Source organism: Microbulbifer sp. ABF4_148 (genome assembly GCF_056158985.1).
Window position 1 is genome coordinate 2,982,164 of the sequence record NZ_JBSWUI010000001.1, and the last position, 16,860, is coordinate 2,999,023.

Genomic DNA, 16,860 nt, shown 5'->3' on the forward strand with positions numbered 1-16,860 from the left:
GGTTTACAAGCTGTAGTCGCGCACGACAGCACCGTCATAAAGGTGCTGGCCACCCGCAGCCACCACACGACTACCCGGCACCAGGCCGCGCAGCACATGTACCTGGTCACCGTCGGTGGAACCGAGATCAACAGGGATTCGGCTCACACTATGATCCTCACCAATTTGCCAGACATAGGGAGTACCGTCCGCACTACTCTGCACGGCAGACAGCGGCAAATTGAGTACTCCACCAGGCGCACTGAGCCTCAGGGTTACCCGGGCTGACATGCCCGGCAAAACCTGGAGGTCTTCAGGACGCGGCATACCCAGTTCAACCGTAAAGGTTTGCGTCACACTATTCGCCTCAGCCTGATGCTGACGGTACTCCATCGGGAAAACGCGTCCGGGCATGAAATCAAATTCAGCGCTCAGGGAATCAATCAGGGTCTTGTCGACCGTCGCCAACAGGCGCTCCGGAACGGAGACCTCGACACGGACTTCAGAGATATCCTGCAAGCGCACAACCGCCTGGCCTGCGCGCACATTGGTAAAGTTTTCGATCAGGCGACGGGTAACCAGCGCATCAAATGGCGCAGTCAACCGGGTATACCCCAAATCCTGCTGGGCGTTTTCGAGTGCCACACGCGCCAGTGCCAGGCGGCTCTCCGTTTCGTCCAGCTGCTGCGCAGAGAGGGCCTGGCTGGCGGCCAGCTCTCGTTGACGCGCCGCGGTCTTCTCCAACAGGTCCACGTTTACCCTGGCCTCTTTCACACGGCGTACGAACTCAGTGTCATCCAGCACCGCAATCTGCTGACCTTTGGCGATAATTTCTCCGTCTTTCAACGGCAGGCTCGCCAGCTTTCCGCCAACGCGAAAAGACAGGTCGACCGTTTGCACAGCCCGCACACGCCCAGCAAAATGACGTTCGCTCACCACACCGCTACCGGTAACCTGCGCAACTTTGACTGGCCACACCCGCTCCGGGCCCGTAGCTTCTTCCTTATCAGCTTTACATCCGACCAGGCCCGCAGCCAGTGTCAGCACCACTGCAGCGATCGGGAATTTTCCATTTAAACGCATAGCTTTTTCTCTGGGTAACTCTTCAGAAAACGTTGTTTTGGGATAGATTCACGCGGCCGGGGCTTCCCAGGCGTGCAACCTTTCAGATCTTCTCGTGCGGATTTCAGTCCACCTGCTCACACATCTCGAGCAGCCGACGGTGAAGCTGAGCCAGCACCGGATCGCCGGCATCCACCACACCGAGGATGCGTCCGAGGAACATGCCCCGCGCTGCGTACAGGAGAATTTGAGCCAGCTCTGGATCATTCGTCCGCTCACAAACCTCAGTGCGAACACGAATCTCCTTTGCCTTGATGGGAGCCAGTAGACTCGGATCTTCCGCTACTGCGGCGACCAACGATCGCGGCAGCGCTTCCTCATCCGCCATTTGCGCGAACAGGCCATCGATGCGGTTCTTCAGGGCTTCGGCCGGAGAGGCGCCCTCGATCGGCGTGAACTCAGCGCACAGCTCCGCCTCTCGCTCAATGGCCGCTTCGAGCATCCCATTCAACAGCGCCTGCTTGTTGCGAAAGTGATGCAGCAGTCCGCCTTTACTTAGCCCACAGCGAGAGGCCACCGCGTCCAGACTCAATTTGCGCGCGCCCTTTTCCCGCACCACTTCTTCAGCGGCGCGGATAATGTCGTCTTTTTCGACCTTGGACACATGACCCTCCAGGCACTTTTAGTCAAAACCTACCATCCGGTCGGTATGTTATCAGGCGATCCCTTCAGGTCAAGCGAAGCACTCGCCAAATAGCGACTGACCCGCAGTAATTCGCCCACGACACACGATGACTATTGCCGCGAGGGCCCGTGCCTATTAGGCTCCGTGAATCCGGAGCACAGAGCTCCCAGTCAGAATCAGGGACCGAAAATAGGTGACCAGAACGTCAGAAACGCATACGACGGCGCGCGCACTACCCGCGCCTCTCGAGCCTTGCCTGTGTGACAGCGGGAAATCCTTCGGCAAATGCTGCCAGCTCTATCTTGAAGGACGTGCGTTTCCGCAGACCGCGGAGGCGCTGATGCGCAGCCGGTTCTGTGCATTTGCGACCGGCAACCTGCCCTACCTGCGCAAAACATGGCACCAGAACACCCGTCCGGACCTCTCCGCAGAAGATCTGCAGACACACTGGGTTCGCCTGTCTGTCATTCGAACCAAGCAGGGACTGAAGAAAGCGATTGTGGAATTCAAAGCCTGGTATCTCATCGATGCAGCAAACGATTCCCAGGCAGAGGCGTTACACCACGAAATATCCCTGTTCAAAAAAGTGAAAGGCCGCTGGGTGTACCTGGAGCCATTGGAGGACTGGCCGTGAAACGGATTGTCACCAAGGGTATCCGCGTGGGGAAATCGGCGGTTGTGCCGTTGCTCACCAGCTTTTTACTGGCCTGTTCAACGACCGGCACCGTACAGAACAGCCCGATGCGGGAAGATAGCAGTGAACGCGGCTATTCCCTTGCCAATATGGCAAAAAAGCGTCGTGACGGAGACTTCTCGCTGGTACTCGCCTTCTCAGGCGGCGGCACCCGCGCAGCCGCAATGGCGTACGGAGTATTGCAGGGGCTACGGGAAGTCCAACTGGCGTCAGGTTCTCCGGCCAGTTCGCTGCTCGACGAAGTGGATATGATCAGCTCGGTCTCTGGCGGTAGCTTTACCGCGGCCTACTATGGCCTGCATGGTGATCGCATGTTTCTGGACTTCCAATCTCGCTTTCTCCGCGCGGATGTTTCCCGCGCACTCGCGAAACGGGTACTGAGGCCTGCCGCGCTGTTCAGTGAGCGCGGCCGCACCGATCATGCGGTCACTTACTATGAGGATACCGTGTTTGGCGGAGCGACCTTCGCTGATCTCGAGCGCGCCGGTGGCCCCATGATCATCATTAACGCAACAGATCTGGGGGGCGGAGTACGGTTCTCTTTTACCCAGGAGTACTTTGACCTGCTGTGTTCCGACCTGTCCAGTTATCCAGTTGCACGGGCAGTCACTGCTTCATCGGCAGTTCCGCTGGTCTTCCACCCGGTGGTGCTGGAAAACTACGGTCAATGCCAAAATCCTTCCCTGCGCCATCTCAGCCAGCGGGCCGAAGAACATCAGTCCTCTCAGGTCCGCGCTGCCATCAATGACCTGAAGAGCTATACCGACCGAAACCGACGCCAGTATGTACATCTCGTCGATGGCGGCATCAGCGACAACCTCGGATTGATGGCAATTTACGAAATGATTGAAGTCGCCGGCGGCCCCACCCAATTTTTCCAACATCTGGGGATCGAGGCGCGAACGCGCTTTGCGCTTATTTCCGTCAATGCATCTACCAATTCGCAAACCACTATCGAGCAAAGCCCCAACCCGCCCACACTCGAAGATACCGTGAACGCGGTGACCGACATCCAGCTGCACCGCTACAATGCGGCGACTGTCGACCTGATTAAAGACAGCCTGGACCGCTGGACAGAAGAGCTATCGGCGCAAGGCAGGGCCATCACCCCCTATTTTGTCGAAGTGAACTTCGACAGCTTGCCCTATCCGGAACAGCAGCTGTTCTTTAACCAGATTCCTACCAGCCTGACGATTACCGAAGAACAGGTCGACAACCTGATCGCCGTGGGCCGGCAACTGCTGCTGGAGAATCCGGAGTTCAGACGTTTTGTTCAGGATGTTGGCGGACGGCTTCCCAATTAGGGCGCGCACACAGGTGCCCTGCGCACCGACGGCCACAAGAGGCCAACATGAAAGTTACCGATCAAAAGCGTCGGGCTAGGTGGAGCCACGGTGTGGTTTTGATCCATGACCCGAGCAGCGACCAGAGACAACGAGATACGCAAACCGCATGAATGACCTTACGGAGCCCGCCACCCATTCAGAACCCGCGGCGCCGACCATCCTGTATGAAGATGAGTACCTTGTCGCTGCGTACAAGCCCGAGGGGTTGCTGGTCCACAGGTCGCACATCGATCGACACGAAACCCAATTCTTGCTGCAGGCTGTGAGGAATACTGTGGGTTGTCATGTGTATGCGCTGCACCGGCTCGACAAACCCACATCCGGTGTCATCCTGTTCGCGAAAAATCCCGATATCGCACGCACAGGGCAGGCAGCACTCTCCGCCCCCTCGGCAATCAAAAAGTACCTTGCCGTTTGCCGAGGATATTGTCCGGAGAGCGGCATCATCGACTACCCGCTACCGCCGGTTAATGACTTTAAGCACCAACGCAAGCGCTCCAGTGCAGACTTGCCGAGACAGGAGGCCGTCACCAGGTTTCGTCGCCTGGCGACCGTCGAATTGCCGTTCTTTGTCGACCGCTATCCCAGCAGTCGGTACTCCCTGGTGGAAATCGAACTCGATACGGGGCGCCGGCACCAAATTCGTCGACACTTCAAGCATATTCACCACCCACTCATCGGCTGCCCTAAATACGGAAAATCGACCCACAATCATTTTTTCGCGGAGCATTTCGGCTGCCGCCGTTTATTACTGCACGCACTGGAACTTTCTTTCGAGCACCCCGTAACCGGACAGCGCGTCACAATCTACTCAGCGCCCCAAGGCAGCTTCGCCGAGCTGCTCCATCAACTTGGGTGGCAGGTCCCCGAGGCCTCCTAAAATTAGCGTGCGGAGACCCGGTAATAAAAAACACCCCGTGCGCTGGCGCATTATTCATTCCCATAAACGACCTTTGTCCAATTCCCCCTGCTGTGTGCCCCTATCCCCGGAGTTCGTGGCCATGCCCTGGCCCCCAGCCATGGACAGCCCAGATCTTTCGTGATGCAATCATTCGAATGCTGCGTTGCGCAGAATATCCGCGATGGAACGGAATGCCGGATCAGAGGGGAAATTGAGATGACGGTCGGAAAGGAATCCCAGGACGTTTATGAGGCGCTACGTCAGAGTGAAGAGCGCTACCGGGAGTTGGTACAACATGCCAATTCGATCATCCTCCGCTGGGACCGAAATGGCATCATCACCCTCTTCAATGAATACGCGCAGGATTTTTTTGGCTATATCGAATCAGAAATTATCGGCCAGCATGTCATCGGCACCATCGTGCCAGCCAGCGAGAGTACGGGTCGCGACCTGCGACCACTGATGGATCACATTTGCAACCATCCGGAAGAACATCGCTACAACGTCAACGAGAACATCAAGAAAAATGGAGAGCGTGTCTGGATCGCCTGGACCAATAAAGTCCTGAACGACGAACACGGCAATGCGATCGGTGTACTCAGTATTGGATCGGATATTACCAAACAGAGAGCGCTGGAAGAGGAATTGCGGCAAGCGCACAAGATGCAGGCCATTGGCGAACTGGCCGGTGGTATCGCGCACGACTTCAATAATATGATTCATGGCATCACCGGCTACGCTGAGGTGATACAACAAATTACCTGCGATGCCCGAGTCAGCGAGTATATTTCACAAATACTCAATACAGCCCATCACGCCACCGATCTCACCAAGCAACTATTGACGTTCGCGCGCAAAGGCAACTATCAGCTCGCCGAATGTAACACCCACGAGTTGATCCGGGATGTGTGCGCCATGCTGCAGCGCACCATCGACCGACGGATCAACATTGAACGGGATCTCGACGCGAGCTTTCCGCACGTTATGGGTGACGCGGCACAGTTACAAAGCGCACTGCTTAACCTCGGAATCAATGCCAAAGATGCGATGCCGAACGGGGGCAATCTTCGCTTTAGTACCAGCAACATCGACATCGATGGTGTAACCACAATATCTGACTTTGAAATTGCGCCCGGGCGTTACCTGTTAATCTCCATCAGCGACAGCGGCACCGGAATGACCGAGGAAGTCCGCAGTCGCATTTTCGAACCCTTCTTTACCACCAAGGATAGTGGTCGCGGTGCAGGTCTCGGCCTCGCTGCGGTCTATGGCACAACCCACTTACATAAAGGCGCAATCCGCTGCAGTAGCCACGAGGGAGAGGGAAGCCGTTTCGACCTGTACCTTCCGATCTTGCCAGAGCGCCCGCGTAATACCCTTGGCCATCTGGGCGGCCAGCAAAGCAATACCTGCTACCGCATCATGGTGGTTGATGACGAGGCGATTGTCAGACGCTATTCAAAGACGCTCTTTGAAATGCACGGGCATCAGGTATTCACCTTCGCCGGTGCCACCGAAGCCATTGCGTACTACCAGGAACACGCGGAAAGCGTCGATCTCGTTCTACTGGATATGATCATGCCACTCATGGACGGCCACCAGTTGTTTGCCGTTTTAAAGCAGATCAACCCCGAGATAAAGGCGATGCTGTCGACGGGCTACAGTGTCGATCAAAAAATCAGAGACGCGCTTGCCGATGGCATACTCGACTGCATCGAAAAACCATTCACCTTCGACAAGCTGCAGAAAAAGCTCGAGGAACTGGTGGCGCGAGGACATCTGAGTTCGGAAAGCGGACCCATCCAGTTACCCCTCACCTGAAACAACGGTCGCCGCTTCTGGCGGCTGTCACCGGGGCATCTTGCATTCGCGCTGCAGCCCGGATATAAAGGTATATTGCTATAATTTTATATCTTTTTATTCGCTATGCCGAAGACGCTCTATGACAAGCTCTGGGATGCGCACTGTATCCGGACTGCACCCGATGGCACCGCCCTGCTCTATATTGATCGCCATCTCATCCACGAAGTGACCTCTGCCCAGGCGTTTGAGGGGCTGCGCAATCGAAATCTGACGCTCTGGCGCAACCATTCCATCATGGCGGCCGCGGATCACCAGGTACCCACTGTCAATCAATCCATCGGTACCCGGGGCATCGAAGATCGGTTTGCGCGTGATCAGGTGATCGCGCTTGAGCGCAACTGCAGCCAGCATGATGTGTATCGCGTCCCCATGGAGTCCGCGCAACAGGGCATCGTCCATGTGATCGGCCCCGAAAACGGCTGGTGCCTGCCGGGCATGACGATCGCCTGCGGGGACTCCCATACTTCCACCCATGGAGCGCTGGCTGCTCTCGCCCAGGGTATCGGCACCTCCGAGGTCGAGCACGTCATGGCCACCCAATGCCTGCGCACCCGAAAGTCCCTGAACATGCGGATTGAGGTGGCAGGAGCACTACGGGACGGTGTCACCGCCAAGGACCTTGCCCTGTACATACTCGGGAGCCTGGGCGTTGCAGCAGGAACGGGTTACGTAGTGGAGTTTACAGGCAGCGCCATCACATCCCTGAGCATGGAGTCGCGATTTACCCTGTGCAATATGGCCATCGAACTGGGGGCGCGTACCGGGCTCATCGCCTTCGATTCAGTCACGGAGGCTTATGTAGCGGGACGTCCCCGCGCGCCTCACGGCGATCACTGGCGACGCGCGCTAGCGGAATGGCAGCAACTACACAGCGACGCCGATGCCGAGTTCGAGCGCACACACGTCATCAATGCTGGCGACGTGCCCCCGCTCGTCACCTGGGGCACCAAGCCAGATCAGGTGATCCCGATCACCGGTCAGGTCCCACACCCCGATTCGGCCCGCAATGACGTCGAGAGAGCCGACTGGCATCATGCGCTGGCCTATATGGGATTAAAGCCGGGGCAGTCTATTGGCGATCTCCCACTGGATCAGATATTTATTGGCTCCTGCACCAACGCGCGTATAGAAGACCTGCGCAGTGCCGCCGCCATTGTCGCAGGGCACAAAGTTGCAGATCGCATCAAACGGGCCATGGTTGTACCTGGCTCAGCACGGGTGAAGGCCCAGGCAGAAACGGAAGGCCTGCATGAAGTCTTTATTGATGCCGGCTTCGAATGGCGAGAACCGGGCTGCTCGATGTGTAATGCCATGAACCCCGACTATCTGTCGCCCGACGAGCGCTGTGCCTCTACCTCCAACCGCAATTTCGAAAGTCGCCAGGGATACCGTGGCCGGACGCACCTGGTCAGTCCGGCGATGGCCGCTGCGGCAGCCATCGCCGGACATTTTGTTGATGTCCGCCAATGCTTGTGACATAACAGGCAATAGAACATAAACCTGTTCCGCTTGATCGGGCTGGCAATAATCATCAAAAAGTAGTGGTAACTATGGATACTACGGTCGCCCTTTATACGCTTGTCATCTACAAGGCCATCCTTCTCGGGATTGGTTTCTGGAGCCAGCGACGCACTCGTGACAACAGCGATTACTTTCTCGGTGGCCGCAATTTAGGGCCAGTCGTCGCCGCCATCAGTTATGGTGCCAGTAGCGCTTCAGCCTGGACACTTCTCGGCATGAGCGGTGCTGCCTACGTGATGGGAGCCTCGGCCGTGTGGATTGCGGTGGGCGCCGTATGTGGTGGCGCCATTGCGTGGCTGTGGATCGGTCCCCGATTAATGACACATAGCCGTCGTAAAGCGCAAATCACCCTGACCGATTTCCTGGCAGAGGACGAACCGGCGAACAGCGCCGGGGCGGTCCTGGTAAAACGCCTGGCCGCTGCCGTCATCCTCGGTTCATTCGTCTTCTATATTGCCGCGCAGTTTCAAGCTTCAGCGACCACCTTCTCCGATACCTTCTCAATGTCCCTGACCGGCAGCCTGTTTCTGGGCGCGGCCATCATTACCGCGTACACTTTTCTCGGTGGATTCTGGGCTGCCAGTATCAGTGACACACTGCAGGGCGCGCTGATGCTTGGTGCCGCCCTGCTCTTACCTTCTGTCGCCTTTGTTTCCGCTGACGGCTGGGAGGCGGTGAGCAGCGCAAGCGCCATCTGGGGCGACACACTGGCACTGACGGGCAAAAATACCGGGCTCGCGGCGATTGGATTTGTGGCAGGCTGTATGGCCGTTGGTATTGGGACTTTCGGGCAGCCGCATCTACTGAACCGATTTATGGCACTCCGGGATACCCGCGCACTGAAGCAGGCACAGATACTATCCATCGGCTGGCTCGCGCTCATTTTCCTTGGGACCTATTCCCTGGGCATGTTGGGGCGTCTACTCACACCCGGTCTCGAAGATCCGGAAACCGTATTCTTCCAGCTATCCAGCCAGCTACTGCCGCCGGTGGTCAGCGCCATATTATTGGCTGCGGTTCTCTCGGCGATTATGTCCACCGCGGACAGCATGCTGCTGGTGGTGGCCTCCACCATTTCCCATGATTTACGCACTGAGCACTTCCCTCCGGGCCGCGAACTGCTGATCTCGCGGCTGGCGATGCTGTCGGTCTCGGCGATCGCAGTGGTGATCGCACTGTTCCTGCCAGCCACCATCTTTGACCGTGTTCTGTTTGCCTGGATCGCGATTGGTTCGGCATTTGGTCCAACGGTGTTTGCCCGTCTCGCGGGGATACAACTCAGTCCCTTCGCCGTTGCCCGCTCGATCGTGGTGGGCTTTGTACTGGCAGTCACGCTGTACTTGCTGCCGAGCACAACAGGCGACTGGGCAGAAAGGCTGATTCCCTTCACCTGTGCCAGCCTGGTTTTACTCCTGCCAGGCTGGGTCCAGCGAAGAAAGGCTGCCCACACAACGATTACCGCGCGTACCAGCGGGCATTGAGCTGAAAGTAGAACGGCACACTGTAAAGCACGATAAGGCAATTTAAGACGTGGGGACCATCAAGTCTCAACGCAAAAAAAGCCGCACAACGATCGCTGTGCGGCTTTTTTAGTGGGGCCTTTTATTGGCCCCGCTCACGGTTCGTCAAGATTCTGTAACAGGCTCTTTTTGCGGGGATGCAGCCTGGGACGATTGGGTTCGACGGGACTTCGGCGCGACCAGCGGCACCGTATCCAATGCCCACTTGAAGTGGGGATTCAATCGACGGGCCGGTGAAGGAATGGTAAATACCTTTTCTCCCTCATAAGGCTTCATCGCCTTGGTGTCAATCTTCCAGCCTTTTTCCTCGATATGGCGTCTGCGAATGGTGCGCCAGGCGCCCATAAACTTGTCCTGCTCTACCGACACTTCATTTTCCAGGGTTTCCGGCAGGTAATTCGGAGACAGCTCCTCGACAATATCGCCGTCTTCTTTAAAGACTGCTGCGGTACGCTTGATTGCACCACCATCAAACATCGGCCACTTGAAGAAGTTCCGCACCTGAATCGCAAAGGAACGCGTGGTGTTTTCATCGACCGGCGTATTGGCATCAAAGATGATCATCTCCATCCAGGAGTTCACTTTGATTTGCAGACGCACACAATGTCCTGGCAGGTAGAACGAGGGGGTTACATAGGTCGCCGCCTTGTCCTTGCGAAACAGTTTCATCAGACCAAGGTTGCCGGCCAACTGCGGCGGATAAAGAACATTGTCAGAACGCCCCCAGTATTCGCCGCGCTCGACATTCAGGATTTCGTTCTTGTCAGCCATCTCCTGATGACCGAAGCCCGGATGCACGAATGCGGTATGCGCGATGTCGATGCCGTTTTCAACGACGCGATCCACTGTGCCTTTCCAGTTGAACTCTACTTCAACCGGACGCCAGTTTTCCTTGTCCTCATACTCCGGAAACTCGGGAATCGGATAGCGTTCTTCTTCGGGCAGATCGCCCATGAAGACCCAGATCATACCGTAGCGTTCTTCCGTCGGATAGGCATCAATGCGCGCACGCTCGGGGACCGGTGCACCCTCTCCGCGGGACGGGATGAACTGCACTTTGCCTTCACCGTCAAATTCCCAACCGTGATACGGGCAGGCAACGCAGTCGCGCTTGGTGGTCCAACCCTTGGACAGGGAACCACCCCGGTGAATGCAGATATCGCTCAGGCAGTGCACTTTGCCAGCCTTGTCCCGGAATAGAACGAAGTTTTGCCCCAACAACTTTGTGCGAACTGGCTTGTCTTTTACTGTCTTGGACCACTCCGCGACATACCAAAGGTTAGTCAGCATAAACGTCACCCCTTATTGATTTTTGCTGTGTACGCCAGAGGGCTATCCCAAGATCACGACCCCAAATTGAGGACCATGATTGTCTGGCCAGTTGTGCCTTTGATTGAATACTAGCGGGCGCTCGGATCCGGGCAATTGACTATTGTCAAGGTCTGGAAAGAGAGTTTTCCACTTCAGTTCGATTGTGATCCATCGGCATCGAATGCCACCACATTAGCAAAGCGGGGACGTAAAACAAGCGGCTTTACGCCCCACGGCACTCTCGATACCAGCACCTGAAAGGCCTAGGCTTTTTGAGCCATACGCTCCGCAAACGCGTGATAAGCCGCACTGACTTCGGCCAGGCTTTCCTTCACTTGTTCGAAACCGTTGATCCAGCCCCACCAGCTCTGAAGATGTGCATAAGGCGCCAGAGGATCGGCCTGACCGACCACCGGGCCCAACTCATGTAAGTACAGAATCGTCGGCGCCAACGCCAGATCACCGAGGCTCAGCGGGCGCGAATTCGCGCCGATCTGTCCAAGAAGTCGATCACCTTTCTCGAGCTCCGTTGTCAGCGCGGTGACGACACTCTCTGCATCGATATCCCCACCCCCCATCGCTGCACGAAACAACGGGAACAACGCACCCACCGCAAGGTGCAGATCGGCATATCGCGCGAGCGTGCGCATCTGAGCCAGGGCAACGGGATCGGACGGACGCAGGCCGGACACAGGATCCGCTGAACTATCTTCCAGGTACTCCATAATCGACCAGCTTTCCGCGATCGTGGTGCCGTCATCCAGCTCCAGCAAAGGCACCTTGCCAAGCGGAAAACGCTCAAAGAAAGCCTCGGTGCGCAGGGGGACGGGCGGTGGTAAAACCTCAATATCGTCTCGGCCCTGCAGACGGATCTGCATGAGCACACGCGCTGCGTAAGGCGAATGGGGCAAGCTATAGAGTTTCATGTTTTACACCTGATTTAGGAAATAAGATGGATGCCGTACGCGGCGTTAACCAGCAGCCCGATCCAGATCACGTAAACAAACGGACGGCAGGATTCAATGGAGGAACGAATCGTGGCATTCACCGTCTCACTGTTATCCCCTGCCATCAGCTGCCCCCAGGCGGGAATGAACTTCTTCAGGCGAACGCGGATCATCAGGCCACACCCCACCAGGAGTGCAAACACCCCCAGCTTGATGGCCAACCAGCCCGCACTGAGGATAAAGCCGGTGATCAGCGCATAGGCTGCCAATGCCAGCAACAGCACTATCAGGCCAATACGCAGGAAAAAATCCAACTGCGTAAGGACCGGAATGAACGATTTTCCGTGGGCGAAGTGCAGTGTCGCCACCAGCAGCAACCAACCGGCACAGAACGCCCAGGCCACCCACAGCCAGACCTCCGCGACCGCAAACTGTCCGGTCATATATGCCAACTGCAAGCCAAGGGGCAGTATCAGGGGCATACAGAATCGCGGCCCCTGGTCACAACCCATCATAATCGTCAGCGCGGTACTCCTCGCTTGTGGAGACAGATCGCCCCGCGAAACAAACCGGCTGGCATAGAAGGTTCCCAGGTCTCCGCCCAACCAGTACACGAAGCACAGGTTGTGCAGGAGCTTAACGAACAAATAGGCACTCATAATTCAGGTCTTCTCCAAAAAGGGCTTAATGCAGCCGTCCATGTCGGTGCCGCACCAGCGCGGTCAATCAGGTATTCCCGCACGGGACAGGCACGGGAAACAATCCTCGGGCCATACGCCCCGGGAATTGCACAGTTCTATCTGCCAGTGATCATTGCCCTGCTGCCATTGATAGCCGAGCAACAGGCCCTGGATCAGCCAATAGCGCGTATTGTCCCCATACTGATCACCGCAGTACTGAAATTCGTCAATTTCTCCACTCAAACCCGCCTGTTGTGCGCAGCGGGCGAATGTCGCGCTGGGGGAACCATCGATCGCCTGATCGACGGAAAAGCCGGCCACCCACTCCAAAGAGCGGTCAGAATAGGATGGAGCGAACAAATGATTCGTTTCTTGGGGATTTTTGATCCAGGGAACGACCACCCTGGCGCCATCGGGTTTCTGCAGCATCCGCTGGAACAGATGACCGGAAAAAATACGCAGTAATGGAAACAGGAAGGCATCCCCCACGGGCTCAAATACTGCCCTGCGACCGGTATTGCGGAAACGATAGCGCCCCCCGGAAACCGCGCCTCGGAAGAAGACTCGAGCGCGACTTTGGTATCGATCCCTGTCGGCGCCGGACCCCGCAGAAGACCAGTCGACAAGACAGCGCTGCAGCGTGCCCCGATCCAGCTCCGCATGGGCGCGGATCATGATCCCGGCATCGGGAATATGGCGGACGGAATCCAGTCGATAATACGCGCCGCACTTGTGCAGGCTCCAGGTCTCGCTCAGGTTCACTGGATCCCCGTTACAGAGATAACGGTACTCTCCTTCCGCTACAGCTACGGCGGATTTCATGCGGGACACACCGGTCGCTCGCGGGGCGCGTGGTTCGGCGACTGCAATAGCAACCCGTTGGACTGAAGCGGACGATTCGCGAGCAAATCCGTATTCGACGAGAGCTTTTTATTCACCGCCGCCACCGGATGCAGGATGGCCAGAGTGACCTCCCCCTCCTGCGGCGTTACCAGGGGATAATTGATGTTGCCGTCGAATTTCCGCTCCTGCCAGGGGGTCATCAGGGTAAATTCCCGCTCATGGGTCGCCAGCATGCCGCCCTGCGGGCTTTTCGCGCATGCAGCGAGGCACAACCGGTTTTCCGCAGCACGGGCAGTCAACAACAATTGGACATCGGTATCTCGCTCTCGATAGCCGCCCGCACCTCTCGGTACCAGCAGCACATGTACACCGGCAAGCGCGGCCATCCGTGCCAGTTCAGGATGAAAACAATCATCGCCCACGATGATCCCTACTCGACCCCAGGGCAGATCCAATGTCGCCAGTGCATCCCCAACCGGCGCAATTCCCAGTGCCCCGCGATGAATCTGCGCCTGAACCAGACGCCGACCATTGCCGTCGAGTAAAATCCCCACGAGCGAGTACCGTTCTCCATCGCGCTGGATCACGCTCGTACAGATCATCAGGTTTTCTTCTGCACACAGGCGCACCAGGCGCGCTTCGGCCTCAATGCACAGGCTCTCGCTGCGCTCGAGATTTGAGGCAACGTCATCGAGCGGAAACAGCTCGGGCAGCAGTACCAACCGGGTATTACCCGGCAGCTCACGTACCAGCGCCTCCACCCGATCCATCTTTTGCCGGCCTTGCCCTTCAGGGTTGACCAGGGCGACTGGCAGCGTTTCCGCCACATCCTCTCTGATCGTCTCTGGTGCACTGGCGAGGGGCGCATACACCGATGGACGGCGCAACGCAGCGGCGCCCATCGCACGTCCGATCCGTACATCGCGTTCCGGTAAATCCGTAACCAATACGGCTTCTTCTCCGCGGGGAGCACGCGCATGGGACTGGCCGTCTGGAGCCACTACCTGGCTTTCGCCCGCGCCGTACAGCAGCGACACTGGTATTCCAGTCACACCACTTACGGCCTCGAGTTCCTCCGTCGGCACCAGGGGTCCGACCTTGTTCGCCGCCACCATAAACAGCCGGTTTTCTGCGGCGCGGGCGCGCACATGCAGGCTGGCCTCATCGAAGGCAAAAGAGTTCAGGGAGTTACACAACAGATCAGCCCCGGCCAGCGCCAAACGCCGACTCGGTTCGAAAGCAATGCCATCACGGCAGGCGATAATGCCGATATTACCCAGTTCGGTTTTTACCACCGCGGCTGCACGCTCGGCGGGCACAAAAAAGTCATTCTCATGCCCCATCAGACTCTGCTTGTCCGCCTGCCCAAGCAGCTGCCCATCCGGGCCGTACAGTAAAGAAGTGACCGTGATATTCGGCTCGATACGGCGCAGGGAAACATTGATCAGGATATACGCCTGATAACGACTGGCGCGCTCTGCAATCGCCTGCAGAAAGCTACCGGAAAGACTGACGGCGCACTCCCAGGCATGCGCCTTGTCGCGGTACCAGGAAATATGATTGCAGAATTCCGGCAGCACCATCAGGCGCGCGCCCTCTCCCGCCGCCTGGTCAATCATGCGCAGACAGGTACGGAGGTTGTCAGGAAGGCTTTCGCCCGTGGCAAATTGCAGCGCGGCAACTCTCGGCATGTGCGCTCCGTCATTATTATTTGATGAATATCATGTTGCCGCTCGGGCAACCGTGATCTGCACGCACATTCACCACTCGATGCGGGCATTTGTACTATTGATATACCTTTATTACACTTGACTGTAAATCCCCATCGCGCGGATTTGTCGCCAACGGCACTTCCAATGGGCTCCTGGCGAAGACCGCCAACACATGCCATTGCCTGCCCTCTGGGCAGGATGCGCAGGCGAGAAAATAACAACAAACAATAAACGCGGTAATGCCGCAGAACGTGAGGGTTACCCCATGTCCGAGACCATGCAATCCACACCCACACCTGCCCCGGAACAACGGCGCTGGCTGGGTATTTTGCTCGCCCGACAGATTGCCGGCAGCCACTTTGCCACCTACCTGTTTGCGGTATTTATCTCTTCCGGCTATGCCGGCGCCCTCGCCGTGCTGCAGCCCGGCCTGTTGCATGTGATGGGGGTTGCCGCAGATACGCAGGCCATGGTGACAGGCTACCTGACAGCGATGCAGGAACTGGTATTTATTCTGCTACTCGGCGCGGTCGGTGCCCTCTCCGACCGCATCGGTCGCCGTTCGGTCTACGTGTTTGGTCTCGCGGTTACCGGTATCGGATTCGCCCTGTATCCCCACGCAGACTCGATTGCCGAGCTCGCGATTTATCGCTTTATCGTCGCCATTGGCAGTGCCGCCATGGTCGGCATGATGGTCACGGTCGTCGCGGATTACGCGGATGACAAGGCACGCGGCAAGGCAAACGGGGCCCAGGCGCTGGTCGCCACCCTCGGCGCATTTATTCCCCCCATTCTTGCGTCACTACCGCAGGTGTTTGTTTCAAATGGGATGACAGAACTTGCGGCGCAACAGTGGACATTTGCCATCGGTGGCAGCCTCGGCCTGATCGCCGCCATCGTGGCACTGATTGGCCTCGCGCCCCGCTCCGTACAAACAACAGAAACTGCGCAACAATCACTGCTCAGCCAAATGCGCGAAGGACTGCGCGCAGCAAAAGACCCGCAGACGGCGCTGTCTTACGGAGCCGCATTTATTTCCCGCGGGGATCTGGCGGTGACCGGTGCATTTATCGCCCTGTGGCTGGTGCAATACGGAACGCTGCAGCTCGGCATGACCGCAAGTGAGGCGATGTTCCAACTCGCCGTTCCCCGCACCCTCGCAGTTGTCGCCGGCGCGCTGCTCGGCTCCATGCTGATGGGCCTGATTGCTGACCGTATCAGCCGCGTCAGTGCCGTTGCGATCGCCTCGGGCCTCGCAGCGGCGGTTTACTGCTCAGTCTTTTTTATCACCGATCCCACCGCTGACTGGGTGATGGTGTTGCTGTTCGTGATGGGTATTGCCGAAATCAGTGCATTTGTAAGTAGCCAGGCCCTGGTCGGCCAACAGGCACCAGAGCAGTCACGCGGCACCACCATCGGGTTCTTTGGGGTTGCAGGCGCCTGCGGTATTTTGCTGGGAACATCCGGTGGCGGCGTGCTATATGCAAAGCTTTCCCCCAGCGCGCCGTTTGTGCTGTTCGGCTTCCTCAATGGACTGGTATTCCTGTGGAGCCTGTGGCTGCGCAAGCAGCTCGCTGCGGGCAGCCCGCAGGAATCGGCAGGCGACTCGGTGGATGCGGGCTCCGCCGCGACCACCTGACTTCAATGAGCGGGCCAGCCCACTGCCCTACCCCCGGATTGAATGACTGTCAGCTATGACAATAATCAATCGACCCGGGGGGATTTTCCCGATAATGAGCCTTTAAGCCGATTCAGGTCGGCAAGAGATATCCGGTCCGGGACGGGCACTATGCTGT

14 protein-coding genes are annotated in these 16,860 nt (G+C 57.4%); 7 read left to right on the forward strand and 7 right to left on the reverse strand.

The window, feature by feature from the left end:
• Nucleotides 1–3: 3 nt before the first annotated feature.
• Nucleotides 4–1,062: an efflux RND transporter periplasmic adaptor subunit gene (locus tag ACXAD0_RS13055; RefSeq protein ID WP_475088919.1), complete on the reverse strand. Its 1,059-nt coding sequence runs from the start codon at nucleotides 1,060–1,062 to the stop codon at nucleotides 4–6.
• Nucleotides 1,063–1,165: 103 nt separating this feature from the next.
• Entirely contained in the window at nucleotides 1,166–1,705 is a 540-nt protein-coding gene (locus ACXAD0_RS13060; RefSeq protein ID WP_475088920.1) for a TetR/AcrR family transcriptional regulator, read from the reverse strand.
• Nucleotides 1,706–1,919: 214 nt separating this feature from the next.
• Here ACXAD0_RS13060 and ACXAD0_RS13065 point away from each other — a divergent pair, with 214 nt between their 5' ends.
• From ACXAD0_RS13065 to ACXAD0_RS13090, 6 genes are all read left to right on the forward strand, one after another.
• Nucleotides 1,920–2,360 carry a YchJ family protein gene (locus ACXAD0_RS13065; RefSeq protein WP_475088921.1) on the forward strand — a complete coding sequence of 147 codons (441 nt, stop codon included), beginning with the start codon at nucleotides 1,920–1,922 and terminating at the stop codon, nucleotides 2,358–2,360.
• Entirely contained in the window at nucleotides 2,357–3,724 is a 1,368-nt protein-coding gene (locus ACXAD0_RS13070) for a patatin-like phospholipase family protein (protein ID WP_475088922.1), read from the forward strand. Before ACXAD0_RS13065 ends, ACXAD0_RS13070 begins: the two co-directional genes overlap by 4 nt.
• A 148-nt stretch (nucleotides 3,725–3,872) precedes the next feature.
• Entirely contained in the window at nucleotides 3,873–4,646 is a 774-nt protein-coding gene (locus ACXAD0_RS13075) for a pseudouridine synthase (RefSeq protein ID WP_475088923.1), read from the forward strand.
• Between the two features lie 237 nt (nucleotides 4,647–4,883).
• Nucleotides 4,884–6,488 carry a hybrid sensor histidine kinase/response regulator gene (locus ACXAD0_RS13080; protein WP_475088924.1) on the forward strand — a complete coding sequence of 535 codons (1,605 nt, stop codon included), beginning with the start codon at nucleotides 4,884–4,886 and terminating at the stop codon, nucleotides 6,486–6,488.
• Between the two features lie 105 nt (nucleotides 6,489–6,593).
• Nucleotides 6,594–8,006, forward strand: a complete 1,413-nt coding sequence (gene leuC / locus ACXAD0_RS13085; protein WP_475088925.1) for a 3-isopropylmalate dehydratase large subunit — start codon at nucleotides 6,594–6,596, stop codon at nucleotides 8,004–8,006.
• 74 nt (nucleotides 8,007–8,080) lie between these two features.
• On the forward strand, nucleotides 8,081–9,532 hold the full coding sequence (locus tag ACXAD0_RS13090; protein ID WP_475088926.1) for a sodium/proline symporter: 1,452 nt from the start codon (nucleotides 8,081–8,083) through the stop codon (nucleotides 9,530–9,532).
• Nucleotides 9,533–9,676: 144 nt separating this feature from the next.
• Here ACXAD0_RS13090 and ACXAD0_RS13095 read toward each other — a convergent pair whose 3' ends face one another.
• From ACXAD0_RS13095 to ACXAD0_RS13115, 5 genes are all read right to left on the reverse strand, one after another.
• Nucleotides 9,677–10,861: an aromatic ring-hydroxylating dioxygenase subunit alpha gene (locus ACXAD0_RS13095; RefSeq protein WP_475088927.1), complete on the reverse strand. Its 1,185-nt coding sequence runs from the start codon at nucleotides 10,859–10,861 to the stop codon at nucleotides 9,677–9,679.
• Nucleotides 10,862–11,145: 284 nt separating this feature from the next.
• Nucleotides 11,146–11,808 (reverse strand): glutathione S-transferase family protein, encoded by a 663-nt coding sequence (locus ACXAD0_RS13100; protein WP_475088928.1) that lies wholly within the window; start codon nucleotides 11,806–11,808, stop codon nucleotides 11,146–11,148.
• Between the two features lie 14 nt (nucleotides 11,809–11,822).
• The gene (locus ACXAD0_RS13105) at nucleotides 11,823–12,488 is read right to left on the reverse strand and encodes a hypothetical protein (RefSeq protein ID WP_475088930.1); all 666 of its coding nucleotides are present in this window, start codon (nucleotides 12,486–12,488) and stop codon (nucleotides 11,823–11,825) included.
• A 63-nt stretch (nucleotides 12,489–12,551) separates the two neighbouring features.
• Complete coding sequence (locus tag ACXAD0_RS13110; protein ID WP_475088932.1) at nucleotides 12,552–13,331, reverse strand: hypothetical protein; 780 nt, start codon at nucleotides 13,329–13,331, stop codon at nucleotides 12,552–12,554.
• Nucleotides 13,328–15,043, reverse strand: coding sequence for a nitrilase-related carbon-nitrogen hydrolase (locus ACXAD0_RS13115; protein ID WP_475088934.1), 1,716 nt, complete (start codon nucleotides 15,041–15,043; stop codon nucleotides 13,328–13,330). Before ACXAD0_RS13115 ends, ACXAD0_RS13110 begins: the two co-directional genes overlap by 4 nt.
• A 286-nt stretch (nucleotides 15,044–15,329) precedes the next feature.
• On the opposite strand from ACXAD0_RS13115, the gene ACXAD0_RS13120 reads away from it, so the two are divergent.
• Nucleotides 15,330–16,703, forward strand: a complete 1,374-nt coding sequence (locus ACXAD0_RS13120) for an MFS transporter (RefSeq protein WP_475088935.1) — start codon at nucleotides 15,330–15,332, stop codon at nucleotides 16,701–16,703.
• Nucleotides 16,704–16,860 lie beyond the last annotated feature (157 nt).